Here is a 24,046-nt window from a genome sequence, read left to right as displayed (position 1 = left end):
GGAAATATGAAGAAGCAAAGGAGTATGAGAATTATGAACGGTAAAGTATTACAATTTAAAGGACAGATTGACAGTTTTAAGACTAAGGATGATGAAGTGACAATTCAATTTAAGGCTAATACCAAAGATATTTCGCTGGACCGCCTAAATGAATTCACTAAGGACATGATCAGTGTCAATTTAGAATCGGCACAGACTGAATTAATCCCACAAAATGAGTAATAAAAAAACTCCGGTCGTTAAACCGCAGCTTCCACTAGTCATAATTAAATTATATCATAAAGGAGCTGGCGGCTTGGGATTATTCGATGAGTTGGACAACAGGCAAAGTAGAGCAAACGCGCGGAATGTTTTAAGTAAATTTAGAATGTGGGCACGAATAGCAGATTATCACATTGACACCCTCAAGTCGCCAATTATTGACGGTATGCCTAAAGCTACCAGTGGTGACCACGATGGGCAGATGATACCACTGCTTACTAAATTGGACCGTAAGCATGAAGCACAAATTGATATTGATGAGATGACCACGGCTATTTTGAAGCTAGACCGGGAAGAATGTTTGAGTTTGTATTACACGTATTTGGTGCCTGAAAAGCTAAAAGATTTAGTCATTTCCGAACGGATTTACCACAATCTAATATCGGTGCGGATGATGCAAAACCGACGTGATCGTGCGTTAATTGGATTCTGTGAAGTTTACCAAAACGGCAGGTTGTTAGTTTTTAAATAATCGTGTTATAATGACTTTGCGAGATGTTAGGAAATCTTAGCATGGAAACACAAAAGCCACTCCTACGCCAAATAGGAATGGCTTTTTTTTGTGTGGTTGCAAGCGACAACTCATTTTCGTTTGTTATGTTTGCTGTGCAACCATTCAGCAATCATTTGATTCACTGCGCCAACAATAATTGGTGCAACGATCAATGTTAGGAAATCTCTAAACATGGAGCCACCCCCTCTCGGGGCGAGTTGCCATGTAAAATTATATCATAAAAAATTTCGTAATCTGGGGGAAATCCGAAGGAAATGTTATGGGCAAAAATCTGTATTTAAGAGGTATTATGGTAGTGTAAATAATTTAGGAAGTTTTTGATAAATTGTGATTAAATTTTGCTACTTTCAAGTTTTTCTTTTTCAACAATGTTATATTATGTATAGTGTTTATTGAAGTTAAGGTCTACTGGTTTTACCAGTAATAGAAGAGTGGTGAGATTTTATATGCAAGCTGTGGTTAAACCTATAGTATTTCCTGATTGTTTGAATAAAAAACGTTTTTTGGCTAAAGAAAAAAATGATAATTGTATATCTGAGGTATCTAAAAATATGGTGGCTATAGATTATGAACCTGAAGATTATAAAGTTCATATTAAAGATGGTTTAATAGATAAACTAAAACGTAGCAAAGGATCTTTTTTTGTGATCTCTAATTTACAGTTTGCATATATTTCCAGAGAACTTAAAAAGATTAACTTTAGTGTTAAAGACGTTGACTTTATAGACTCATTTGGTAATCAAAAAAATATAGATGATTATTGTGAAATTAATTTTGATGAAATAGATAATTTTTACGAATTCTTTTATAATTGTAAAATATCAGTGAATGATGTTTTGTTTTTTAATGAAAGAAAAGAAAGAATAACTGTATATAAAAATGGAACAATAAAAGTTGATCTTAAAAAGTCTTCTAATAATTTTAATTTTTACTTGGAAAAAATAAGGGTAGCTTACTCCAAATCACAGGACTATGATTCATGAAATTTTTTTGTAAGCTTTTTTTTAAATGTATTTATATCATTATCATCATATTATTTTATGATTTGATTAATGGTTTTGTTAAGGGGAGACTTCACCTTAGTAGTGAAGCTATTTCTATGGTAACTACTGCTATTATTGCCTTGATGGATATGATGATACGATGGATAGCGAGCTTTGTTTTTAGCAACAAAATTGCTAGAATAGATGTTAATTTTTTATATGAGAATGAAAAAAATCCATTAATGTAGAAGATTATGACCCCACAAACTCTAATCAATATACTATATCAGTTAAGGTTAGTATTAAAATTCAAAAATTATTGCTTTTTAAATTATTAAGTTTTTTAGGAGCTAAGATAATAATTTGTTCTAGTCCTGAGGATTCTATAAATTTTGGTAAGTTGCCTTTTGGTCATAATAATACGTTTAAAAGACTTAAAGTTACTGGCAATAATATTTTTTGCGAATGTTTTTATCATCCTCAAAGTCATATAGATACATCACATAAATATGAATTTTGTTTTAATACTTTAATTACAGACGGATATTGTCGGGATATAAAGTTATTTTATAATATTGGTTTATTGATTCCAAAAATCAATAAACCTTTCTGTATTAATAAACTTTTTGATTTATCTGGTTCAGAATTTGTTTTTAAAATAAAATAGAATGGTGGAAAGGATTTCTATAATGATAGAAGAACCTATTAAAAGTAATCAATTAGCTACTATTTTTAAACTATCTTCAGATTTTAATTGTTTAGACAGTTTGGATAAAATTCCTAATTATTACTCAGAACCCATAAAAGTAAGACAAGGGTTTCCAAGTGAGATTGACTATAACGATGATGAATATTGTAATAAATATACTTGGAACAAAGACTTTGAAAGATTTAAATTAAATGGAAAATTTAAAAATGTGGAATTTGAAGTTTGGAGTGCTGATATAGAACATCGAAAAAATAATATATATTCCGATCATAATAAGAATAAATTATTAGAAAAAGGAGAAAGAACAGGGATTTACGGACCTATTCCTGTTATATTTTATTGTAAATCTGATTCTGTATACTGTATTGTTGTTACAAGTAATGAAGTGTGTCTGGATAAAATTAAGCTTCTGATTAATAATTCTAATATAGACCTTACAATTAATCCTTTGTCAACGACTCAGAATGTTATTGATTGGTTATTTTGGAGAAAAATGACTAATAAGAAGATTTTATCATATAACGATGATTGTCCAGATATTATATTGCAAGGAATATTTGGCTTTGAAGGAAATGTTTTAAAAAATGATGCTGATAATACATTAACGGGACGTTCTCCACAGGTTTCCACCCTTAGTGTAACTAAAGCAGTTTTATGTTTTAATTCTGAATTAACATCTGCTAAAGTGGAACTTAGTTATTACGGATCAGATATTACTTTTTTCTATTCTATTAATGGCAATGTACTAATTGATGCTAGAAAATCAATTATTGATAAAGAAGTCTGTGAATATAATAATGGTCAAGCAGCATTGCATAGTTGTCAAGTTATTGTGTATTTATGCTCAATAATCATTCCTGATATTTTTGATAAATTCAATCAAGATAGTCAAGATTTTTCAGAAAATTTTGAAGGTTTTAAAAAAGAGTTGGCTAAAGATTTGGTCAACAAATTAATTAATTTATATGATTTAGATTTTTAATGTTTTTTAGCACTCAATTATGAGTGCTATTTTTATACCCAAAATTAGGAGGTGTGGTGAGATGACGTGACAGTACACAAAAATTCACAAAACAAGGCTTTTCATAGCTTGAACAGTGACCGCAAAAAAGCAGTTAAGCTGCTGTTTGAAGATACCTTGACCGATGAAGAAATTGCTAAACAAGTGAATCGTAGTCGTAGGACTTTGGCTAAGTGGAAGAACGATCCATTATTTATTGAAGCTCAACGTGAATATAGTATTTCTCAATTAGACGAGGCTTTGCCAGACTCCGTTAAAGAGTTAATTAAATTAATCAAGCATGGTAAATCAGAGATGGTTAAACTTCAAGCTATTCAAACTGTCTTTAAGCGAGCAGGATTATTTTCGGACAATGGTTCGCCTGATTTAGATAAAGCAAAGGTTCGTAAAGCACTTGCTGAAGCACGCATTTCTGAGCATCAAGCTGACCAATTAGAATCAGACGATTCAAATGACGCTGCAATTGATATCAATTTTAATATTCCATCAAGGGAGGGAACGGATGGTTGAAGTAAGTCTAAAAGATAATGTTTCACCGGCGTTTTACAGTATGTTCTGGGATATTCACAATCGCAAACATTCAAATTACTGGCTAAAAGGAGGGCGTGGTTCAACCAAGTCCTCCTTTATTAGTATTATGATTGTGCTCGGCATTATGCAAGATAAAGACGCCAATGCGATTGTGCTTCGAAAAGTTGCCAATACGTTGCGTGATTCGGTCTTTGAACAATATATGTGGGCAATTGACCTCCTGAAAGTTAATGATTACTGGCAATCGTCGGTTAGTCCAATGCAGTTAACGTTTCGACCGACTGGCCAACAAATTAGGTTCAAAGGTGCCGACGACCCACGCAAGATTAAATCACAGACATTTCGGCAGGGTTACACTAAATTCAAGCATTTTGAAGAAGTTACTGAGTTCAAAGGTATGGAAGAGATTCGGTCGATTAATCAATCGTTAGGTCGTGGTGGTTCAGGCATTATTACGTTTTATTCATACAACCCACCGGCAAGGCAATCTAACTGGGTCAATCAAGCGGTCGATACTGAACAGATGCGTGATGATACGTTGGTTAATTTATCTGATTATCGCTCAGTTCCTAAGCAGTGGTTAGGTATTGAGTTCTTGGCTGATGCTGAGCAGCTGAAAAAGGACAATGAGAAAGCTTATCGGCATGAATACCTTGGTGAAGTAACTGGTACGGGTGCGGAAGTGTTTAATAACATTACGACCCGTGAAATCAGTGATGAAGAAATTAATAGTTTTGACAAGGTTTATCATGGGTTGGATTTTGGCTTTGCCCACGATCCAACGGCTTATGTAAATATTTATTGGGATTCCGCCAGAAGGCGGATTTTTATTTACAACGAAATCTACCAAGTCGGTCTCAAGAATCGTGAAGCGGTGCAACAGATTAAACAACTTAATCCGTTAAATGAACCTGTGACTGCTGATTCTGCTTCTCCTGGGACAATCGCCGAATATCGCGATTTAGGATTGAATATTTACGGTGCGCGCAAGGGTCAAGGTTCACGTGACCATGGTTATAAGTGGCTGGAAGATTTACGAGAAATTATTATTGACCCAGTTCGCTGCCCAAATGCTTGGCGGGAATTTACCAGTTATGAATTTGATCTGGATTTAAACGGTAATTACAAATCAGGCTATCCTGACGGCAATGACCATACGATGGACGCCACAAGATATGCGCTAGAGAACTTAACGCGGAAAGGAGGATGGCAACCGTGGAAGTAAAGCAGATGCAGAAACTGCTCAGGAATACCGACCAGCGACGTAATAACTTTTTAAATAAGTACGATATTTCTAAACGCTATTATTTGAATAAAAATGATATTACTTTGAAAAATCAAGGCAAATCAATTACTAAGGACAAAGACGAAGAAACTAGTAGCAAAAATCCATTACGAAATGCTGATAATCGGGTTAGTTCTAACTTTCATCAATTGTTAGTCGACCAAGAAGCAGGTTATCTAGCAACTAAACCGCCAACAATTGACGTTGATGACGACAAATTAAATGAACAAATTACTGACACTTTAGGCGATAACTTTGCTTTGCGCTTGAATGAGTTAGTAGTTGATGCAGCAAATGCTGGTGTGGCCTGGTTGCATTATTGGATCGATGACAGTGACCAATTTCGATATGCGATTGTTCCACCTGGTCAAATCACAGCAATTTATTCGACGGATTTGAATCGGAAGTTGATTGCTTTGCGTCGAACTTATCAAAGCTTAGATCCTGATACTGCTAAGAATTATTCTATTCATGAATATTGGACTGATACCACGTTGACCGTTTTTAAATCAGCAAGTAATAATTACTATGATTTAGCGCCAATTAATGACCGCTTTACAATTTATGATGTGGCTACTGGTGAAGAAACTGGTCAGTCAAACGTATTTGCACACGGACTTGGTCGAATACCATTTATCGCCTTTCCTAAAAATAAAGAGCAGCAACCTGATTTGTTTAAATACAAAGGCTTAATTGATGTTTACGATAAAGTATATAACGGCTATGTAAATGACCTGGATGACATCCAACAGGTCATTTTTATTTTAAAAAATTATGGTGGTCAAGATTTAAATGAGTTTATGGAGTCATTGCGCAAAGACAAAGCAGTTAAGTTTAATGCTTTAGGACCAGGCGATGAATCGGGCATGGATCAGTTAACGATTGAAATTCCCACTGAAGCCCGTAATTCGATGCTAGAAACCACTAAGACTAATATCTTTGTTCACGCTCAAGGTATTGATCCGACTGATTTTGAAACTAATAACGCAACGGGTACTGCGATTAAGATGCTGTATTCACACTTGGAATTAAAAGCTGCAAAGACTGAAGCTTACTTTAGAGATGCGTTAACTGAATTAGTAAGAGCTATTATGAATTGGTTGCATGTTACAGATGCTGATAGTCGTTCAATCAACCAGACTTGGACCAGAACCGCTATTCAAAATGATGTTGAACGAGCGCAAGTAGTTAGTCAGTTAGCTAACTGGACAAGTAAGGAGGCAATTGCCAAGGCTAATCCACTAGTTGAAGATTGGCAGCAGGAATTAGAAGACCAGCAGAAAGATTTAAAAAATCGCAATGATAGCTTTGGTAATCCTGATGCTTTGAACGATACTGGCGGTGACGATGATGACGAAGAATCAACTTAATTACTGGCAAAAACGTTATTTGCAGGAAAAAGACCGACAGTTAAATAACACAACTGAATACGAAGCTGCGTTGCAGGCCAGATTACAGTTAGTTGAACAGAATTTAGAAAAAGAAGTTCATTATTGGCTACAGCGCTATGCAAATAATCAAAATACTAATATTGAAGATGCTAGTAAAATTTTGAATACAATTGGTACTACTGATTGGCATATGACGCTAGATGAATTTGAATCTAAAGCTAAGCAAGGTGGTTTTGATAAAGAGTTAGATGCTGAGTATTTTAAAAGTCGGTTGTCTCGTTTACAAAATATCAATGACCAATTAACAAATTTACTGAAACAATCTGAGCCAAGTGAAGCTAATCATTTTGAAGCTGGTTTAAAAAATCAATTTCAAGATACCTACATGCATACAATTTTTAACACACAAGTGCAGCAAGCTAAATTAAGTAGTAACTTTGCCAGATTTAATGAAAATCAATTGAAACAAATAGTTAATAAGCCATGGCAAGGTTCAAATTTTTCAAAACGAATTTGGAAGAATTACACCGAAGTTTTACCTAATCAGTTAGTCGATGCACTGTTACGTGGGACGGTTTTAGGATATTCAGAACAACGAATTTTTAAAATGTTTCGTCAACGTTTAAAGAATGTTGAAGATAACCAAATTCATCGTTTAGTAATTACTGAAATGGGGCACTTAGCAGAGCAGGCAACTGCTAAAGCTTACCAAGAATCAGGTATTGACCAATATGAGTATCTAGCAACGCTTGAATCACATACGTGTGAAGAATGTGCACACTTAGATGGCAAGATATTTGACGTTAAGGATGAAAAAGACGGCATTAATTATCCATTAATTCACCCTTATTGTCGCTGCACAACTATGCCGTATATCAAAGGCTTACCTGATTTGGATCAACGCTGGATGCGTGACCCTGAGACGGGTAAAGGTAAGTCTATAGATCAATTGAGTTTTGATGAATGGCAAACATTTTATCTTGATTCTAATAAGCCAAGTTTGAATTCTAAATATACTGCTGCTACTTTACGACCAAAACCATTTACGGGACTTAATTTAGACCATGCTAGTGAGTCTGAAATGCGTGATTACATTAGTAATCATTTTGGAATGCAATTAGAAGAAACTAGCCGAACTAAATTATCTAAAACTGCTTTACGAGAAACTATTAAGACTATTGGTCAGTTTGAAGATTTGTATAATGTTTTTCCTGATAAAATTCCAGTCTTAAAAGCTTATCCTGCTTCTAAGATGGGAAATGCGATAGCTTGGTATTCTAGTTATACGTTAACTGGAGAACCAGTAGAGTTTGGATTAAACGTCAAATGGTTTAAAAATGATGCAGGTCTTAAAAAGATGGTCGATGACTCAGTTGATAGTCATTGGTTTTCAAATAATCGTGATGCCAATCATGTTATGTTGCATGAATTTTCTCACCATATTGATGGACAATTATCTAAAATTATTGATACCAGTTTTTCAACGAGAGTATTTAATCAAATGAAACTGGATGGTAAAGCAATTGACATTTCTTCTATTGGTGATTATGCTGAACGTAGCTTAGTTAAATTACGTGATTATAGTGAACCGTTTGCTGAAATTATGGCAGAAGCTTATGGACCTACTCCAGGAAAGCAAGCTCAAGAATTTAAAAAGTATTTTGAAAAAATGGCATTGGAGGTCTTGAATAATGATGGTAAGACCCAAGGGATATGATTACTGGATTGATACTGATGATGGTGTTGTAATTGATCCCAAAGCTCCGCAATGGGCTAAGGATGAATTTGATAGCTATATGAAACAAATGGATGAATTTAACAAACCAGATAAAAACGGAATAATTACAGAGGCTTAATTAATATGGCTAAAGACGATTATTTCGTAATTATGTACATGCTGTTGAGACGATTGTACGATTACTTGAAACAAGGTAAGCAAATTTCAATTGAAGAATTGAATGACATTGCTAGTCAATACAACGATCAATATTGGAATTACATTTTGACTAACATGACCAGTGATGGCTATATTACAGGTGTTAATTTTATTAATACTTTAGGCAGTAAGTCTATTAAGTACGACAATGTTCAAATTACACCAAGAGGCATTGAATATCTATTCAGTAATTCAATGATGGAACGTGTCAAAAATACATTAAAAGATATTAAAGGAATTATTCCTGGAATTTAGATAGCTGAAATGGCTGTCTTTTATTTTGCCCTGAGCATGGCGTAAAAAGGCTTATTTTTTATACCCTTGATTGTGGTCGCCCCACGTAAAATATTGCGAGAGAGGATGAGTATTAATGAAACGTGAAGAATTACAAACATTAGGTTTGAATGATGAACAAGTTGATAAGGTTATGGCGTTGCATGGAGCAGATGTAGAGAAATCTAAGTCAGACAATGCCGAATTGCAACAAACTAACGAATCTTTGAAAACGCAAATTCAAGAACGTGACAAGGATTTAAAAGGTCTGAAGAAACAGGCTGGCGATAATGAAGAGTTATCCAATCGGTACAAGGACTTACAAGATAAGTACAAACAAGACACTGATAATTTAACTAAAGAGTTAACACAGACTAAGCTTAATAGCGCTATTGACACTGCATTAACAGGAGCTAAAGTTCGCAACACTAAGGCTGCCAAAGCATTGTTAGATATGGACCGTGTCAAGTTAAATGATAAGGGTGAGCTTGAAGGTTTAAATGATCAACTTGCTTCATTACAAAAATCTGATGGCTATTTATTTGACCAGGGTACAAAGGAGCCATACGACCCGAAAGGCGGTGCTCAGGGTGGTGACCCTGATCCAGTGGCAGAAATGACAAATATTTTTAAAGGAGAAGGTAAATAATGGCAACAATTAATTATGCAGAAGCCTACCAACAGGCGGTGCAAGAAAGTTTCTATGATGGACATTTATATTCCAGTGCTTTATGGCAGTCACCATCGAATAGTTTAATTAAATTTGATGGTGCTAAGCATATCAAATTGCCTAAATTAAGTATTTTAGAAGGACGAAAAGACCGTTCTCGGCGGACGATTACACCAATTACACCGAACTATAGTAATGACTGGGACACTTACGAAATTAAGAATGAACGGTACTGGTCAACTTTAGTCGATCCATCAGACGTTGATGAAACTAACCAAGTCGTCTCTATGGCTAATATTACTAAGCAATTTAATTTAGACGAAAAGATGCCTGAAAAAGACCGCTATATGTTTAGCAAACTGTTCCAGGAAAAGCAAACTAAAGATGGTGGTCAGGGCATTACAACGGACGCTTTAGATGAAAAGAACATTTTAGAAGCTTTTGATAACATGATGGTTGATTTTGATGAAGCACGAATTCCTAATCAAAATCGAATTTTATATGTAACTCCAAAAGTAAATGCGATTTTAAAACGTGCTGAAGCTATGAATCGGGCGTTAGTTTTGAAAGATGCTAATACTATTCAACGGACAGTTTATAGTTTAGATGACGTCACAATTGTGATCATTCCATCTGATTTAATGCAGACTAAGTACGACTTTACTATTGGCGCTAAACCGTTAGATGATGCACAGCAGATTGAAATGATGTTAATTTACAATGGCGTGCAAGTTGCTCCAGAGAAATACACGTTTGCTGGTTTTGATTCACCAACCGCTGCCACGAGTGGGAATTATTTGTACTATGAACAATCATATGATGATGTATTATTGCTTAACACGAAAACTGCTGGTATTCAATTTGTAGTTAGTGATAAAACACCAACTACTCCGGCACCAGAGTCTAAAGCAGCAAAGAGTTCTAAATAATGAGTGAATTTAAAAGGTTTGATATTTTAAAGGAGCAAATTAACAAATTATTACAGTCGCCAACTGAAGATCCCACTTTAGAATTTAGTTTAACCAAGGTTATTCAAGATGTAGCTAATTATTGCAACATTCCAATTGAAGATTTACCGGTTGAACTAGATCCAACGCTGATAGCCATGTGTATTCAGTTAATTCAATCCCATAATTGGGTAAACAATTCGCAAGATAGTGGTGTTAATTCGATCTCTGAGGGCGATGTATCAGTTAGTTTTACGTCGCCAGCTGACTTGTATGAAAAAATTCAACAATTGAACGCAGTTACTGATGATTTTGTTAGTCAATTAAATCAGTTTCGGAGGTTAAGATAATGATTAGTAGTTTTAATCGCTTGAAAACAACAGCTCCAATGTTGTGGACTGATAAAGTTACAATTTACGGCGTCAAGTCAGTAACTAATGAACACCATATCACTAACAATGTACCTGCTTTGATTGTCGAAAATGAACCAGCCAAGGTAATTTTGAAGGGTCAAAAAGCTAGTGAGCAATCATTTTTTGGCACTGATGAATATGATGCCGAGTTACTAATTCGCAATGATATTAAAATTCCCGCGGGAGCTACAATTACAGTTACAGACGTCAATGGTCAAACGACTCAGTATAAGCGCGCTAGTAAGGGCTATACTGGCTACGTTAGTCACCAAGAAATTGCGATGGTCCGTGATGAGAAAGCGAGTGAATCAGTTGAGTAGTTTTGGTGATGTTGATGATGCTCAATTTCAAGAGTTTGCCCAACATGTGCAGAGTTTTGTCAATGGTGGGCGATTAAAGCGTGAGTTAAATCAAAGTGTGAAGCAAGTTGGGGTGCAATATCAACGGGCTTCTAAAAATTTAACACCAGTAAAAAGTGGCACCTTACGGCGCAATTGGTATTTGAAAGGACCAACAATTACAGGAACAATGATTGCTATTGAATTGATAAATAATACTGAGTATGCGTCATTTGTGGAGAATGGTCATCGTCAAACACCAGGACGTTATGTACCAGCAATTGGTAAAAGATTAAAAGCTAGTTGGGTACCAGGGAAGCATATGCTAGAAAAAGCAACACAGCAGGTCAGTGGTCAGATTCCCCAATTAATTACACCAGTCTTTTATGGCGTTCTCAAGGAGTTAATGGAATGACAATTATTGAACGAATTGCTGATGAATTAGCACGGATTTTTCCTCAAACACCAATTTATACTGAGAATCAAACGGGTGGTTTTAAAGAACCATCTTTTTTTATTGAAAAAATTACGACTACAGCAGTTGCAGAAGTCTTTGCTCGTCAAATGCGCCACTATGTTTACCAGGTGATTTATTTTCCTAATCCAGAAAGTCCCAAGACCGATATGGAGTTAGTAGAAGATATCTTGTTGAGTAATTTATTGGAGTTAAAGGACTATGCACCATTGCGCAATAAAGAACTAACGCAACAAGCTGATGATACTTTGATTTATAAGTTTGAAGTTTGGGGTCGATTCTATCCACAGAACCAAGTAACAATGATGAATAACGAACAAATGAAAGGAAGTCTCAAATGACAGTTTGGAAAACGCAAAACAAGCGCCGTCCGGGTGCTTATATTAATGTTGTTGGCAAGGGTAATGGAACCGTTAATACTGATTTAGGTCGAACTTTCTTACCAATCAGTAATCAATTAAATTGGGGTAAAAAAGGTGTCATTAAATTAACGCATGATTCAGATTTTAAAGCTTTACTAGGTCATGGATTAGATGAACCAGAATTACAGGTCTTACATGAAGTATTCAAAGGTGCTGATACTGTCTTATTACTAAATAATAATGATGGTCAAAAAGCAACGAGTAGCGATGTAGCTTTGCCATGGAGATTTACAGCTCAATATCCAGGTACTAAAGGCAATGACTTACATGTTGCTGTAGAAAAGTCTGCTGATGGTAAACAAGGAACGGTTTCTACTATTTTCGGTACTGAGATTGTTGATCAGCAAGTAATTAATGTAGATCAGCCAGAACAATTGGTTTCTAATGATTATATCCAAGTTCAGCTGACCACTACACCACAACCTGAAGTACAGGACTTACCACAAGAACCAGAAACTGAACCACCAGTTAAAACTGGTGGATTATTAGCAAACTTGGACCACGATGTTACAGCAGATTTAACTGGTGGAAGTTCTACACCAGTAGCAGTGACTGATTTATTAAATGATGCATTAGAAACGGAAGAATATGATGTGGCAACCACCGCTGGTTTTGCAGTAGATAATCCTATTCACCAACAGTTAGTCGAAGAGATTAAGCATTTACGTGAAGATGACGGCATTAAGGTTCGTGGAGTCATTCCAGTAATTTCTGCAAAAGTTAATTATGAAGGTATTTCTCAAGTAGCCAATGGTGTAGTTTTAGGTGACGGTACACAATTGCCAGCAACGATTGCTGCTGGTTACTTTGCTGGAGCTTCTAGTGCGGCTGATGCTGCAAAGTCATTAACTTATGTGGAATATCCAGATGCGATCAGTTCTTATCCTAAATTAAATAATGATAAAACAATTCAGGCGTTAGAAGCTGGTCAAATTGTTTTTACTACCAAACGTAATGATTCAGTAGTAATTGAGCAAGATATTAATTCGCTTACTGGAATCACAGATGAAAAACCACAAGCTTTTACTAAAAACCGAGTAGTTCGTGCCATGGACGCTATTGTTACCAATACTGAACAGGTCTTTGAACAAATGTTTATTGGCAAAGTATCCAATAATAGTGAAGGTCGCGATTTATTTAAAGCCAATCGGGTCAGTTACTTGCAAGGTTTAGCTGATGCACAAGTGATTGATGGTTTTAATGCTGCAGATATTTCGGTGGAGCCAGGTAATGAAATTGATTCAATTTTAGTTAATTTAGCAATTAAACCGTTAGACTCAATGGAAAAACTTTATATGACAATGGTTGTCGGTTAGGAGGAAGAATATGGCAGATGAAACAGTAAGTACTGTAGGAAGTTTTTTAAATGGTCGTGATACGATTTCAACTAAGGATGCAAAAGTTTATGTAACAATTAATAATCAAGTTATTCCGTTAATTGAATGTAAAAAGTTCAGTGCCAAGTTGGAAAAGAATAAGGAAGATGTTCAAACCTTGGGTAGTCGCTGGAAACATAAGAAAGTTACCTCAGTTGAAGGAACTGGGACTTTAGGCGGTTATTTAATTAGTTCTAATTGGACTAAGTACGCATTGCCTTATATTCAAGGCGGTAAGGACCTTTATTTTGAAATTACAATGACAATTAACGATCCTACTAGTCGAGCAGGAACTCAAACCTTGCACTTTGGCGAAGTTAATTTAGATGATGTACCGTTTGCTGATTTTGAAGCTGATGACGGCGTAATGGATTGGGAATCTGATTTTACTTTTGAACAAGTTAGTTTAGTAACACCTTTTACTGGATTTGATTTATAGGAGAATAATAGATGGCTTATAATGTAGAAGATTTCTTAGCAGAAAACGTTAAAAAAGAAGTAGAAACAAAGAATGTGAAAATTAAGGGCTTTAAGAGCCCTTTTATTATCCGTTCTTTATCAGCTGATGAATTTAATGATTTACAAAAACAGGCAACAAGAAGTTTCGTTAACAAAAAAACACATCAGCGGATGCAAGAAACTGATCAAGAGAAATTAGTTGATTTAATGATGGCTAATGCAGTTGTGCAGCCTGATTTAAACAACGAAAAATTACAAAAATCTTGGGGCTGTGTTGCAGATCCAGCAGGTGTTTTAAAGAAAATGTTGAATGCTGGCCAATATACCGATTTGGGGCAAGAAATTCAAGAACTTTCTGGCTTTGACGTTGAAGATATGAAGAATTACGTTGAACAAGCAAAAAACTAATTGAAGAGTCTGATGGTGATTTTGGTATTTACCATTATGTGTTAAATGAATATCATTGGACTCCAAGCCAATTTGCTGACTTATCAATGAAAGCAAAAGCGCTAGTTGTTGCTTCTATTGAAGTCCGCCAAAAAGAAGAACAGAAACAAGAACGTGAGGCTAAACGCAAAGCACGGTCTAAACACATTTAAGAAAGGAGGAAAATATGACAACCATTAGCAATACTTTACGAATCAATGATGCCTTCAGTAATACTTTGAGCAAGTTCAATTCTGGCGTGCAACGAAGCGCGTCAATGATGGGGCGTTTAAAAGATGCATTGAATAATGGTGGTTTTAATTCCATGAATCAGGGTGCGCATTCTGCCACTTTAGGACTAAAAGGTTTGATAGCTGGTTCTGCTTTTGGCGGTATGATTAGCTCAGCTACAAGTCTAGCAGCTAATGGTGTTCGTTCATTTGTCGGAGAATTAAATGAAGCGACTGTAGCATGGTCAACGTTTGAAGGAAATATGCGCCAACTTGGTAAAAGTCCTGCTCAAATTGCTGTAGCTAAAAAATCTATGCAAAAGTATGCGCAACAAACTATCTATTCGGCTTCTGATATGGCCTCAACCTATAGTCAGTTGGCAGCAGTTGGCACCAAAAATACTGGGCAGTTGGTTAAAGGTTTTGGTGGCTTAGCTGCAGCAGCGAATGATCCTAAACAAGCTATGAAAACCTTAAGTGAACAAGCTACACAAATGGCTTCCAAACCAATGGTGCAATGGCAGGATTTCAAGTTAATGTTGGAACAAACACCAGCTGGGATGGCCGCCGTTGCAAAAACGATGGGCATGAGTACGAAACAGTTAGTACAGAATGTTCAAGATGGCAAAATTAAAACCGAAGATTTCTTAAATGCAATTGCTAAAACGGGGACTAATGCTAACTTTACTAAAATGGCGACGCAATATAAAACTGTTGGTCAAGCCATGGATGGTTTAAAAGAAACGATTGCTAATAAAGTTCAACCGCAATTTGCCAAGCTGAGTCAAGTTGGGATTCAAGCTTTGAGCAGTTTATCAGATAAGCTTGGTAGCATGGATTTCAGTGGTTTTGCTAATAATTTATTAGGTACTATCAAAAATGTTCAAAAAGCTTGGTCAGATTTTACTAGTGGATTTTCCAAAGGTAGTGCTGGAGTTTTTGTGCCAGTGATGTTCAAAGCATTGCAAACAAGTGCTGAAGATTTATTTAAATCGTTAGCTGGCAAAAATATTGGTAAATCGTTACAAGGATTAGGCAAAGGTACTAGTAACTTTATTGGTAGCTTAGCTAGTGGAATATCTAATCTAGCACGAGCAGTATCACAAATGAATCCTAATACTATAAAATTGCTGGGTGCTGCATTTATAGCATTAAAAGCTGGTACTAAAGGATTAGTTTTAACGGCGATTGTTTGGGGACTTAAACAAATTGGTAAAATAGATCCTGGTCAAATTAAGGCTTTAGCTACCGCATTAACAGTTTTAGCAAATGCTTTTATGTTAATGAAAGGGCTAAGCTTTCTGAATAATATTTTTGGTGGATTAAAAGTGTTTAGTAGTTTGAAGTCCAAATTGGGCGGATTAAAAATATTTTCTAAAATGAAATCCGGTTTAGGTAGTCTAAAAGGTATTTTGGGTAAAAAAACACCAATACCGGCAGCCCCTAAGACACCAGAAGTTCCGGAAACAGGTAAAGCGACTGGTGGTTTATTACAGATGGGTGGTGCCTTAGTTAAAATTGGTGCCGCGGCATTGATGGCTGGAGCAGGATTTGCCTTATTAGGAGTGGGAATTAAACTGATTGCTGATAGTGGATCCAGTGCGGCAGGGATTTTGTTAGGTGTTGGAATTGCTATTATTGTTGTCTTAGGCGTAGTAGCTGCTTTAGCTGGCCCCTTGGATACAGCTTCAGTCGGTGTTTTAGCACTAGGAATAGCGGCATTACTTTTAGGTGCCGGTTTATTATTAGCTTCTTTAGGATTAACTTTATTAGCTACTCAATTACCAAATATTGCCCAATATGGAGCTATGGCAGCATTAAATATTTTGTTATTAGCAGTAGCAATTGCTGTCTTTGGTTTTGCTGCTTTAATTGCTATGGTGGGCTTAGTAGCATTAGCCATTGGCTTAGTGCTATTAGCAGTAGGATTAGTAATTGCCGCCGTTGGGGCGATTTTGTTCGGTGCAGCATTATTAATTGTTGGCATTGGTGCGATCGTGGCATCAGTTGGCGTCATGTTATTAGCAGTTGCTATTATGTTAATTGCAGTTTTTGCAATTGTAGCATCAGTTGGCATTTTATTAATGGGTGTTGGTTTAGTCTTAATTGCGGCGGTTGCTATAATTGCTGCCATTGGCTTAATGCTATTAGCAGTAGCTTTAATTTTAGCGGCGCCAATGATGATGATTGCGGCAGTTGGTGCTTTATTACTTGGCGTTGCTGCAATAATTCTTGGTGCTGGGTTGTTAATTGTTGCTGCTGCTTTAATGCTTGTATCGGCTGGTTTAATGATGGTGTCGGTGGCGGTTATTATGTTAGTAACGGCCTTTATCACTGCTAGCACGATGATGGTTAATGCAATTGTGAATGCAATGCGTGGTGTTGTTAATGGGGTTCGTAATGGCGTTCAAAGCGCAGTTAATGCGGCTAAAAGTTTTGGCAGTTCATTAGTTAGCACTGGTAAGCAATTAATTCAAGGCTTAATTAACGGGATTAGTTCAATGATTGGTGGTGCAATTTCCGCAGTTGGTAAATTAGCCAGTGCAGTGGTCAATAAGGCTAAAAGTATTTTGCATATTGGTTCACCATCCAAACTCTTTAAACAGTATGGGCGTTGGGTTGACCAAGGCTTAATCAATGGTTTAAATCGTGATGCAAGTGCTGCAGCACAAGCTTCCGCAAATATGGCTCAAGGTGTGGTTAATGCAGCTTCAGGGATGCAACCGACTTTGGGTTCTTTTAATACAAGTAGTTTAGGAGCTGGCGATTTATTGGCGAATGGTTTTAACCGCGCTTATGGAGCAATTAACCAGGTTGCTGGGGCACTAAATGGATTAAATGGTTCTAGTGCAGATATTGGTATTGATGAGCAAACCAGTACCGACTCTAGTCGTGACCCTTTGAATTTGGCTAGTGCGCATTTTAGAGGTCAGTCTGGGTCTACTCATAATGATAATAGTGCCCACGTGACCATTGAAAAGGGTGCGATTCAATTGAATAGTAGTGGCGATGCTACTGTAGATGCCGATCGGATTTTAGAAATTTTAGAACAAAAGATGCTGTCATTGGCTAATGCTCATTTAGGAGGTTAATATGGAAAATCAATTTGTTATTTATATTACAAATGATCAAAACTTTTGTTTGCCACTGCCTGTTAATCCCACTGAAGTTTTATTAAAAGGTGAAACTGATGATAAAAGTGAAACAATTATTGACGCTGGCGAATACAATCGGGTTGGTGAGTTTAAATTACGCACGATTAGTATTGAAAGTGTGATTCCAGAAAATGATGTAACTTATTTAAATAATCCTTACTTTTTGGATAATCCCAAAGCTTATATTGATTATTTACAAAAAATTTATCAATCAAAGAAGCCAACACGGGTAATCATTCCCGCCTTGGCTAATTTTAGTGCGGATATGACGATTTCCAGCTTGGAATATGGCTTTAAAAATAGTTACTGTGAAGAATATTCTTACACTTTAGATTTAAAAGAGTACAAACCGTTACAGATTAGTAAGAAAGCTAATTATAATTTTGCTAAACCAGCTGCTCAACAACGAGCAGCGCCACCGAAAAAGATTGGCATTGGATCTATCGTAATTGTTAACGGACAGCTGCACCGTGATAGTTATGGTTCTGGACCAGGGGATTATGAACAAAATGCCCGTCGAAAAATTTCTATCATTGCCAGCGGTCATCCATATCCTTACCACATAACGCTAGAAAATGGTGGCTGGCGTGGTTGGGTACGTGAAAGTGATGTGAGATTAGCTTGATTACTAAATTTGAAATGTCCTCCCGAAACGGAACCAACGTTTGGGATGTTAGCAAAGCGGTAACCAGTGTTAAATGGACCACCGACTTAAATTTTTCAGCTGGCACTTTGGAATTTGATGTTTTAAAAAGTTCAGCTAACGATTTTTACCCAGTAAATGGTAATGTTGTAGACTTTTGGTGGGATGATAACAAGGTTTTTTATGGCTATGTATTTAGTGTGACTTATAATCAGGATCATAAATTTAGTGTCAAAGCTTATGATAAAACGCGCTATCTAAAAAATAAAGATTCACTAGTATGGCCAATCTCCAGTATTTCTGACCGCTTTAATACCGTTTGTGGTCGAGCGTTAATTGATCATGCCATTATTGAGTGGTGTGATTATAAATTACCAGCGCAAGTTGAGGATAGTAAGACGTATTTTGATATGTTGAAAGATTCAATTGATCAAACACAAAAAGCTACTGGCCAAATGTATTATATTTTTGCTAATTACAATTATGTGGAGCTGCGCAAAGCACCATTTAAACAGTTGCCGTTAATTATTGGCGATAATTCGTTATTAACTGGTTTTGAATTAAAGCAAAGTATTGACGATGCTGTTAATGCAGTTCGGGTAGTTCAAGAAAATCAGCAAGATTCACAGCAAGTGTCTTCTAGTACTGATGCTTCAGAAAATGGTGGGAAAGACCCTGATAAAACTAGCTACACTTACGTTGATGCTTATAGTAAAGAAACAACGTCACATTGGGGCTGGTTACAAGATGTGGTCAATGCTAAAGATAAGGCCAATGCAGCCCAATTACGGCAACAAGCATTGGATACTCTATCTGAAAAGAACTTTGAAGATAAAACTTTAAAATTGGATACTGTGGGAAACATTGATTTAGTAGCGGGTAATGCTGTCAATTTTCAGATTAAGGCATTAGACCAAATAGGATTTTATAAGCAACATAAGGCTGCTATTTTAAAAGCAACACATAATTTTGGTTCTGATTATACGTGTGAACTAGAAATGAAGGTGAATGCAGCATGGCTGGCGAACAACTCTTCGGAATGATTAACTCCCGTGGTGGCAAAGATAGTGAGTATGCCAATATCGTTTATGGTCGGGTAACTAATATTAGTCCGTTAAAGATTCAATATTCTAACCAAATGATTTTAGATAATAATTTTTTAGAAGTTAGTCCTAGCTTGGGCAAAATAAAACTAAGCGGTAACTTAAATACTAGTGAATACTCAGGTCAAGCGACTTTGACAATTGATAATTCATTAAGAATTGGCGATAAAGTAACGATGGTACGTTGCGATGGTGGACAGCGATTTTATGTATTGGAGCGGGTGACTTAATGGATTTAACATTTCAAGTGATTAACGGGCACATTGGTGGAAAAATCGACCAACAAGAAGCCATGATTCAAGCGATTGATAAGATTTTAAGAACACCGCGGGTCATGTATCCAATTTATTCAGATCAGTATGGGCATGACTTAGATGATTTGTTTGGTCAGCCATTTCCATACGCTGAAGTTGAAGCTCAACGTATGGTTAAAGAGGCATTATTAGCTGATGACCGCGTGACTTCCGTTAGTTTTGATCAAGTTGAAAAAATAAATATAGGAACATTAATGTTAAGTGGTTCTTGTACTACAGTTTATGGCAACGTGTCAATCAAAAGTGAGGTGAGAATCAGTGAGTCCCAATGATTTAGTGGAACAGTTACAAAGTCAAAATTATGATTTTTATTTGAACAAATTATTAGACAAGATTCCAGAAGATATTGATAAACGTGAAGGTTCAGTTATTTTTGATGCTGTGGCACCAGCTGCTATTTATATGGCTTATCAAAATACGTTACTGGCTAACATAATTCAAGAAACTTATATTAAAACGGCAAGTGATGAGTTCTTAGATTATCGAGCGGTAGAACATGGGACACAGCGATATCCTGCTACCAAGGCGCAAGTAACAGCTAAATTTTTAGACAAGGATAATCAATTAATGTCCGGCGTTGATGTCGGAGATCGGTTTGCCAGTATTGGAGACAAGCCGATTTTTTATACCGTCAAACAATTAAATCAAGATTTAACTGCCATTTTGGAAGCTGAAGTTACTGGTTCGAAGCCTAATTCTTATTTGGGACAAATCTTGCCAGTTACGCCAAATGACACGTTATATTGGGCAGAAATTGTTGAAATTACCACACCTGCACGTGATGCAGAAACGGATGACCACTTACGTCAACGTTTGCTAAGCGCTGATAATTATTTGAGTTATGGTGGTAACATTGCCGATTATTTAGATATGGTTTCTAAAATTGACATTGTCGGAGCGGTACAAGTTTATCCGGTGTGGAATGGTGGTGGCACTGTAAAATTAGTGATTTTGGATAATGATTTAATGCCAGCTAGTTCTAAATTGTTGGATGATGTTAAGGAACAAATTGACCCCACCGATAGCTCAGGTCAAGGTTATGGTTTAGCGCCAATTGACCATAATGTAACAGTAGTTGCACCGACAGCTGTAACCATTGATATTGATGTTACTTTGCAAGTTAACAGTAATACTGAGATTGAAACACTCAAGCCACAAATTAGTGCAGCAATTGAAGATTATTTTGTAAGTGAGCGGTCAAGCCTGGAGTCAGTTTAATCATAAAACAGGACGTGGTTATTCACTAACTGTTTATCGTTCGCAAATTTTAAAAGCCATTTTAAATGTGGATGGAGTGATTGATTCCCAAACACCATTTTTGAATGGTCAAGATAATGACTTGATTTTGATAGAAAGTAATCAAGAGTCACAATTGCCAATTTTAGGACAAGTTAATTTAATTGGTCGAGATAAATCAGAGGTGATTAAACCATGAGTTTAAAAGATTTTGTGCCCGACTACTACCAAGACGTTTACGAAATGACGGAATTGATTAAGGCAGAGCAAGGTGAACTAGAAAGCTTTGACAGTTTAATTAATCGCACGCTATTAAATGAGTTTGTTCAAGTAGCAGATAGCACAGGGATTTCTATTTTTGAAAATCAATTAGGAATCATTCCAGAAGAAACCGATAGCTTGGAAACTAGACGGTACAACGTTTTAATGTATCTTTTACCACCTAGTCCGATTACTATTGGTTATTTTCGTAATTTATTAGCTACTTTAAACATTCCTGCAATTATTAATATGGAATATGCTGTTAGAAATGTGGTGGTTAAAGCTAAACGTTCGGAAATTTCTAAGTCACAAATTAAGCGCCTGGAGTATTTGTTAAATGTCTATTTACCAGCTAACTTAACTTTTAATGTCACTGTTCATAGTGAAAATAAAGTTAACCAACAAGAATATGTCGGTGTAACCCACCGTGTATTTGTTGAAGCTAGTGCGCCACCAGAATTAAATTTTCAGGCTCACACTCAGTTTAATAAATATATTGGTGTTGGATACCAGTATGTCGAAGTTAATTACAAACAAGGGGGTAAGAAATGAGTAAATATAGTAACTCAATCTTAACAAATAAAGGTATGAACTTAGCTACGCAAGCCGCTAATGGTAAAACCAATTTTACAATTACTAGGGCTGCTAGTACGGCTGATGATTTATCTAAATTGTCCGAGGATGATTTAAAAGCTTTAACAGTTATTCCAAATGAAGTTCAAGATGGTGACCTCAATACTTTTGATGATGATCGCACAACGTCAGATAATATTTTGGGTACTGATGTAACATTTAACAATCAAGACTTAACTCAATCGTACGCTATTAATGCCATTGGATTATATGCACAAGAAAATAATTCAAGTGATGAAATACTGTATTGTATCGTTCGAGCTGAGGAGCCTGAAACTTTACCTGACTTTAATGACGGTATTATTTTTCAATTTAAAATGAGTATTTATGTAGTTGTTGGCAGTGCAGCGAGTGTTACAGTTTCTGTAGATTCTGTTAGTTTAGCTTCTAAAGAGTATGTTAATCAAAGAATTGAAACAGTAGTAGATGCTGCTGTTGAAGATATGGCTACTTTGACAACTGTGAATCAAAATATTGCGGATGCTACTAAAGATATGGCAACTAATGCTGATGTTGACCAAAAATTGCAAACTGTTAAAGCTGATCTTAGTTCAACAATTAATAATTCTACTGTGAAAGGTGCTAAGTATAAAACCTCCACAGCAAAGATTGACAATACTGATAAGCAAATTGACTTAACACCAGTAATTAATACAGTTGAAAATGAAGCTCAACAACAGGCAGCCGATGATTTAGCTTCTAAATTAACTAATATGACTAATACGCGGATTAGAAGTGGAGCTATTAACGCGACAACTGATTTAAATCTAATGGATAGTATTGGTAATGTAGCAAAAGACTATTCTGCTAATGCTAAAGGCAATAAGTTGCAATTACCAATTACTGATATGTTGAGTTGGTTTGAGGATGCTTACGGCACTAAAACCACTTGGATTGGTTTAACAGATAGTGAATCCAAAACGGCCGTTAATGTGAAACCACCAATTCCATTGGCTGATACTTTTCAAATCATGCCGATGATGCACAAACGGTCGGTAAAAGGTGGATATATGTCGAGTCCCAAAGATGATATTCCAGTTATTAAATCAGAAATTGCCATTCAGGGCTACTATGCCGTAAGCATTGATTTACCAATCGTTGTAAAAAAATCGGACTTAAAAGTAGGAGTTACAAAGACTATTGATTTAAAAGGTATTGGTGAAAATCTTAATTCTAATGGCAAGAAAAGTTCGCCAACCTTGAAGTTGACTCTTAAAGATGATGGCTCGCTTGATGTTGATACTGGAGGTGGTTATGACCTTGATAAGCAATTGGCTGATAAAGGTAGTGGCCAATGGTACAACCCTGAAATTATGATGATTAGAAATGTTGATAGCAGTAGTCCTCTAAATACCGATTTTGTAGCCACTAATTCTCAAGTTGATTTAAAGATTACAAATGCTACCAAAGACATGGCAACAAATGCTAGCGTTGACCAAAAAATACAGAAAGTTCCTAATGGAACCGTGTTATGGTCAGGAAATTCTCCACTGGAAGGTGGCACTGTTATGTTACCTAATATTATTGATTTAAATAAAATAAGCAATGTTGCCCTAACTTTTGCGAATGGACTACGATCATATCCGAGTTCATCTCCTAGCAAGGAAACACCTTTGCTAACCTATCTTATGACTGTTGATTGGACAAATTCTAAGTTAAAAATGGTTTTGGATGGAACTGAAAAAGAATATCCTATTGATGTTTTAGGTTACTATTCAGCTAGGGTAATTATACCCGCTAAAGATTTATTAACAGGAAAAAAATTAATTTTACAGAGCTCATTAATGCCCAATGATACTTTAAAAGTTTATACATGTAATTCTATATTTAATACTGGTGATTTTATTCCAATCGGCATAAATTACAGTGTTGATTTTTTAACTACTAATTTATTTCTTATTTATTTAAAAGGTAAAAGCATTTATATAGAATCTAACTATCTTAGAATTAAAAGTGATGCTCCTGATACATCAACTAATTTTATAAGCGAATTTAATGCTTCACCCCAGCTTTTAGAAATTAAGGCTGTTGATTAAAGTGG

General features: G+C 35.9%; 28 protein-coding genes and 1 pseudogene. 28 read left to right on the top strand and 1 reads right to left on the bottom strand.

The features are described from left to right. The first annotated feature begins 33 nt into the window (after window positions 1–33). On the top strand, window positions 34–222 hold the full coding sequence (locus tag AC3B7A_RS00685; RefSeq protein ID WP_489755846.1) for a hypothetical protein: 189 nt from the start codon (window positions 34–36) through the stop codon (window positions 220–222). Beyond that, window positions 215–733, top strand: a complete 519-nt coding sequence (locus AC3B7A_RS00680; protein ID WP_489755845.1) for an ArpU family phage packaging/lysis transcriptional regulator — start codon at window positions 215–217, stop codon at window positions 731–733. The genes AC3B7A_RS00685 and AC3B7A_RS00680 overlap by 8 nt, the downstream gene beginning before the upstream one ends. Before the next feature lie 110 nt (window positions 734–843). Here AC3B7A_RS00680 and AC3B7A_RS00675 read toward each other — a convergent pair whose 3' ends face one another. After that, on the bottom strand, window positions 844–948 hold the full coding sequence (locus AC3B7A_RS00675) for a type I toxin-antitoxin system Fst family toxin (protein ID WP_489755844.1): 105 nt from the start codon (window positions 946–948) through the stop codon (window positions 844–846). 273 nt (window positions 949–1,221) lie between these two features. Between AC3B7A_RS00675 and AC3B7A_RS00670 the strand changes: the two genes are divergently transcribed. The 26 genes and pseudogenes from AC3B7A_RS00670 to AC3B7A_RS00545 all read left to right on the top strand — a co-directional run bounded on the left by AC3B7A_RS00670 (window position 1,222) and on the right by AC3B7A_RS00545 (window position 24,041). Then, a complete protein-coding gene (locus AC3B7A_RS00670) occupies window positions 1,222–1,758 on the top strand; it encodes a hypothetical protein (protein ID WP_489755843.1) in 537 nt (178 codons plus the stop codon). 319 nt (window positions 1,759–2,077) lie between these two features. Then, window positions 2,078–2,425, top strand: a complete 348-nt coding sequence (locus AC3B7A_RS00665; protein WP_489755842.1) for a hypothetical protein — start codon at window positions 2,078–2,080, stop codon at window positions 2,423–2,425. Window positions 2,426–2,447: 22 nt separating this feature from the next. After that, window positions 2,448–3,449 carry a hypothetical protein gene (locus tag AC3B7A_RS00660; protein ID WP_489755841.1) on the top strand — a complete coding sequence of 334 codons (1,002 nt, stop codon included), beginning with the start codon at window positions 2,448–2,450 and terminating at the stop codon, window positions 3,447–3,449. Between the two features lie 66 nt (window positions 3,450–3,515). Continuing rightward, window positions 3,516–3,998: a phBC6A51 family helix-turn-helix protein gene (locus tag AC3B7A_RS00655; RefSeq protein WP_489755840.1), complete on the top strand. Its 483-nt coding sequence runs from the start codon at window positions 3,516–3,518 to the stop codon at window positions 3,996–3,998. Further along, window positions 3,991–5,244, top strand: a complete 1,254-nt coding sequence (locus AC3B7A_RS00650) for a PBSX family phage terminase large subunit (protein ID WP_489755839.1) — start codon at window positions 3,991–3,993, stop codon at window positions 5,242–5,244. The genes AC3B7A_RS00655 and AC3B7A_RS00650 overlap by 8 nt, the downstream gene beginning before the upstream one ends. Beyond that, complete coding sequence (locus AC3B7A_RS00645; RefSeq protein ID WP_489755838.1) at window positions 5,235–6,674, top strand: phage portal protein; 1,440 nt, start codon at window positions 5,235–5,237, stop codon at window positions 6,672–6,674. The genes AC3B7A_RS00650 and AC3B7A_RS00645 overlap by 10 nt, the downstream gene beginning before the upstream one ends. Next, on the top strand, window positions 6,652–8,412 hold the full coding sequence (locus AC3B7A_RS00640; RefSeq protein WP_489755837.1) for a minor capsid protein: 1,761 nt from the start codon (window positions 6,652–6,654) through the stop codon (window positions 8,410–8,412). Before AC3B7A_RS00645 ends, AC3B7A_RS00640 begins: the two co-directional genes overlap by 23 nt. After that, window positions 8,387–8,551, top strand: a complete 165-nt coding sequence (locus AC3B7A_RS00635) for a hypothetical protein (RefSeq protein ID WP_489755836.1) — start codon at window positions 8,387–8,389, stop codon at window positions 8,549–8,551. Before AC3B7A_RS00640 ends, AC3B7A_RS00635 begins: the two co-directional genes overlap by 26 nt. A 5-nt stretch (window positions 8,552–8,556) precedes the next feature. Further along, on the top strand, window positions 8,557–8,886 hold the full coding sequence (locus tag AC3B7A_RS00630; protein ID WP_489755835.1) for a YjcQ family protein: 330 nt from the start codon (window positions 8,557–8,559) through the stop codon (window positions 8,884–8,886). 115 nt (window positions 8,887–9,001) lie between these two features. Continuing rightward, on the top strand, window positions 9,002–9,553 hold the full coding sequence (locus AC3B7A_RS00625) for a phage scaffolding protein (RefSeq protein ID WP_489755834.1): 552 nt from the start codon (window positions 9,002–9,004) through the stop codon (window positions 9,551–9,553). Next, window positions 9,553–10,503 (top strand): capsid protein, encoded by a 951-nt coding sequence (locus AC3B7A_RS00620; protein WP_489755833.1) that lies wholly within the window; start codon window positions 9,553–9,555, stop codon window positions 10,501–10,503. The genes AC3B7A_RS00625 and AC3B7A_RS00620 overlap by 1 nt, the downstream gene beginning before the upstream one ends. Beyond that, window positions 10,503–10,871 (top strand): phage head-tail connector protein, encoded by a 369-nt coding sequence (locus AC3B7A_RS00615; RefSeq protein ID WP_489755832.1) that lies wholly within the window; start codon window positions 10,503–10,505, stop codon window positions 10,869–10,871. Before AC3B7A_RS00620 ends, AC3B7A_RS00615 begins: the two co-directional genes overlap by 1 nt. Window positions 10,872–10,873: 2 nt before the next feature. After that, the gene (locus AC3B7A_RS00610; protein WP_489756507.1) at window positions 10,874–11,254 is read left to right on the top strand and encodes a hypothetical protein; all 381 of its coding nucleotides are present in this window, start codon (window positions 10,874–10,876) and stop codon (window positions 11,252–11,254) included. Beyond that, complete coding sequence (locus AC3B7A_RS00605; RefSeq protein ID WP_489755831.1) at window positions 11,238–11,687, top strand: HK97 gp10 family phage protein; 450 nt, start codon at window positions 11,238–11,240, stop codon at window positions 11,685–11,687. The genes AC3B7A_RS00610 and AC3B7A_RS00605 overlap by 17 nt, the downstream gene beginning before the upstream one ends. Then, complete coding sequence (locus tag AC3B7A_RS00600; RefSeq protein ID WP_489755830.1) at window positions 11,684–12,088, top strand: phage tail terminator family protein; 405 nt, start codon at window positions 11,684–11,686, stop codon at window positions 12,086–12,088. Before AC3B7A_RS00605 ends, AC3B7A_RS00600 begins: the two co-directional genes overlap by 4 nt. Next, complete coding sequence (locus AC3B7A_RS00595; RefSeq protein WP_489755829.1) at window positions 12,085–13,485, top strand: phage tail sheath C-terminal domain-containing protein; 1,401 nt, start codon at window positions 12,085–12,087, stop codon at window positions 13,483–13,485. Before AC3B7A_RS00600 ends, AC3B7A_RS00595 begins: the two co-directional genes overlap by 4 nt. Before the next feature lie 10 nt (window positions 13,486–13,495). Further along, window positions 13,496–13,984, top strand: coding sequence for a phage tail tube protein (locus AC3B7A_RS00590; protein ID WP_489755828.1), 489 nt, complete (start codon window positions 13,496–13,498; stop codon window positions 13,982–13,984). Between the two features lie 11 nt (window positions 13,985–13,995). Further along, a complete protein-coding gene (locus AC3B7A_RS00585; protein ID WP_489755827.1) occupies window positions 13,996–14,412 on the top strand; it encodes a phage tail assembly chaperone in 417 nt (138 codons plus the stop codon). A 205-nt stretch (window positions 14,413–14,617) separates the two neighbouring features. After that, window positions 14,618–17,752, top strand: coding sequence for a tape measure protein (locus AC3B7A_RS00580; RefSeq protein WP_489755826.1), 3,135 nt, complete (start codon window positions 14,618–14,620; stop codon window positions 17,750–17,752). A 1-nt stretch (window position 17,753) separates the two neighbouring features. After that, a complete protein-coding gene (locus AC3B7A_RS00575) occupies window positions 17,754–18,440 on the top strand; it encodes a hypothetical protein (protein WP_489755825.1) in 687 nt (228 codons plus the stop codon). Window positions 18,441–18,454: 14 nt separating this feature from the next. Continuing rightward, window positions 18,455–19,501 carry an XkdQ/YqbQ family protein gene (locus AC3B7A_RS00570; RefSeq protein ID WP_489755824.1) on the top strand — a complete coding sequence of 349 codons (1,047 nt, stop codon included), beginning with the start codon at window positions 18,455–18,457 and terminating at the stop codon, window positions 19,499–19,501. After that, window positions 19,474–19,791, top strand: coding sequence for a DUF2577 domain-containing protein (locus AC3B7A_RS00565; RefSeq protein ID WP_489755823.1), 318 nt, complete (start codon window positions 19,474–19,476; stop codon window positions 19,789–19,791). The genes AC3B7A_RS00570 and AC3B7A_RS00565 overlap by 28 nt, the downstream gene beginning before the upstream one ends. Beyond that, window positions 19,791–20,147, top strand: a complete 357-nt coding sequence (locus AC3B7A_RS00560; RefSeq protein WP_489755822.1) for a DUF2634 domain-containing protein — start codon at window positions 19,791–19,793, stop codon at window positions 20,145–20,147. The genes AC3B7A_RS00565 and AC3B7A_RS00560 overlap by 1 nt, the downstream gene beginning before the upstream one ends. Continuing rightward, window positions 20,134–21,310 (top strand): annotated as a pseudogene (locus AC3B7A_RS00555) (baseplate J/gp47 family protein). The gene AC3B7A_RS00560 and the pseudogene AC3B7A_RS00555 overlap by 14 nt, the downstream one beginning before the upstream one ends. Then, on the top strand, window positions 21,307–21,924 hold the full coding sequence (locus tag AC3B7A_RS00550; protein ID WP_489755821.1) for a putative phage tail protein: 618 nt from the start codon (window positions 21,307–21,309) through the stop codon (window positions 21,922–21,924). The pseudogene AC3B7A_RS00555 and the gene AC3B7A_RS00550 overlap by 4 nt, the downstream one beginning before the upstream one ends. Further along, window positions 21,921–24,041 (top strand): hypothetical protein, encoded by a 2,121-nt coding sequence (locus AC3B7A_RS00545; RefSeq protein ID WP_489755820.1) that lies wholly within the window; start codon window positions 21,921–21,923, stop codon window positions 24,039–24,041. The genes AC3B7A_RS00550 and AC3B7A_RS00545 overlap by 4 nt, the downstream gene beginning before the upstream one ends. Window positions 24,042–24,046 lie beyond the last annotated feature (5 nt).

Source organism: Bombilactobacillus sp. ESL1202 (assembly GCF_058107125.1).
This window is presented reverse-complemented; position numbering and strand designations above follow the sequence as displayed.

Coding starts and splice junctions, on each gene's coding strand:
- AC3B7A_RS00685 (WP_489755846.1), top strand. CDS start 34: ATGAACGGTAAAGTATTACAATTTAAAGGACAGATTGACAGTTTTAAG.
- AC3B7A_RS00680 (WP_489755845.1), top strand. CDS start 215: ATGAGTAATAAAAAAACTCCGGTCGTTAAACCGCAGCTTCCACTAGTC.
- AC3B7A_RS00675 (WP_489755844.1), bottom strand. CDS start 948: ATGTTTAGAGATTTCCTAACATTGATCGTTGCACCAATTATTGTTGGC.
- AC3B7A_RS00670 (WP_489755843.1), top strand. CDS start 1,222: ATGCAAGCTGTGGTTAAACCTATAGTATTTCCTGATTGTTTGAATAAA.
- AC3B7A_RS00660 (WP_489755841.1), top strand. CDS start 2,448: ATGATAGAAGAACCTATTAAAAGTAATCAATTAGCTACTATTTTTAAA.
- AC3B7A_RS00650 (WP_489755839.1), top strand. CDS start 3,991: ATGGTTGAAGTAAGTCTAAAAGATAATGTTTCACCGGCGTTTTACAGT.
- AC3B7A_RS00640 (WP_489755837.1), top strand. CDS start 6,652: ATGATGACGAAGAATCAACTTAATTACTGGCAAAAACGTTATTTGCAG.
- AC3B7A_RS00635 (WP_489755836.1), top strand. CDS start 8,387: ATGATGGTAAGACCCAAGGGATATGATTACTGGATTGATACTGATGAT.
- AC3B7A_RS00630 (WP_489755835.1), top strand. CDS start 8,557: ATGGCTAAAGACGATTATTTCGTAATTATGTACATGCTGTTGAGACGA.
- AC3B7A_RS00625 (WP_489755834.1), top strand. CDS start 9,002: ATGAAACGTGAAGAATTACAAACATTAGGTTTGAATGATGAACAAGTT.
- AC3B7A_RS00620 (WP_489755833.1), top strand. CDS start 9,553: ATGGCAACAATTAATTATGCAGAAGCCTACCAACAGGCGGTGCAAGAA.
- AC3B7A_RS00615 (WP_489755832.1), top strand. CDS start 10,503: ATGAGTGAATTTAAAAGGTTTGATATTTTAAAGGAGCAAATTAACAAA.
- AC3B7A_RS00600 (WP_489755830.1), top strand. CDS start 11,684: ATGACAATTATTGAACGAATTGCTGATGAATTAGCACGGATTTTTCCT.
- AC3B7A_RS00595 (WP_489755829.1), top strand. CDS start 12,085: ATGACAGTTTGGAAAACGCAAAACAAGCGCCGTCCGGGTGCTTATATT.
- AC3B7A_RS00590 (WP_489755828.1), top strand. CDS start 13,496: ATGGCAGATGAAACAGTAAGTACTGTAGGAAGTTTTTTAAATGGTCGT.
- AC3B7A_RS00585 (WP_489755827.1), top strand. CDS start 13,996: ATGGCTTATAATGTAGAAGATTTCTTAGCAGAAAACGTTAAAAAAGAA.
- AC3B7A_RS00580 (WP_489755826.1), top strand. CDS start 14,618: ATGACAACCATTAGCAATACTTTACGAATCAATGATGCCTTCAGTAAT.
- AC3B7A_RS00575 (WP_489755825.1), top strand. CDS start 17,754: ATGGAAAATCAATTTGTTATTTATATTACAAATGATCAAAACTTTTGT.
- AC3B7A_RS00570 (WP_489755824.1), top strand. CDS start 18,455: ATGTCCTCCCGAAACGGAACCAACGTTTGGGATGTTAGCAAAGCGGTA.
- AC3B7A_RS00565 (WP_489755823.1), top strand. CDS start 19,474: ATGGCTGGCGAACAACTCTTCGGAATGATTAACTCCCGTGGTGGCAAA.
- AC3B7A_RS00560 (WP_489755822.1), top strand. CDS start 19,791: ATGGATTTAACATTTCAAGTGATTAACGGGCACATTGGTGGAAAAATC.
- AC3B7A_RS00550 (WP_489755821.1), top strand. CDS start 21,307: ATGAGTTTAAAAGATTTTGTGCCCGACTACTACCAAGACGTTTACGAA.
- AC3B7A_RS00545 (WP_489755820.1), top strand. CDS start 21,921: ATGAGTAAATATAGTAACTCAATCTTAACAAATAAAGGTATGAACTTA.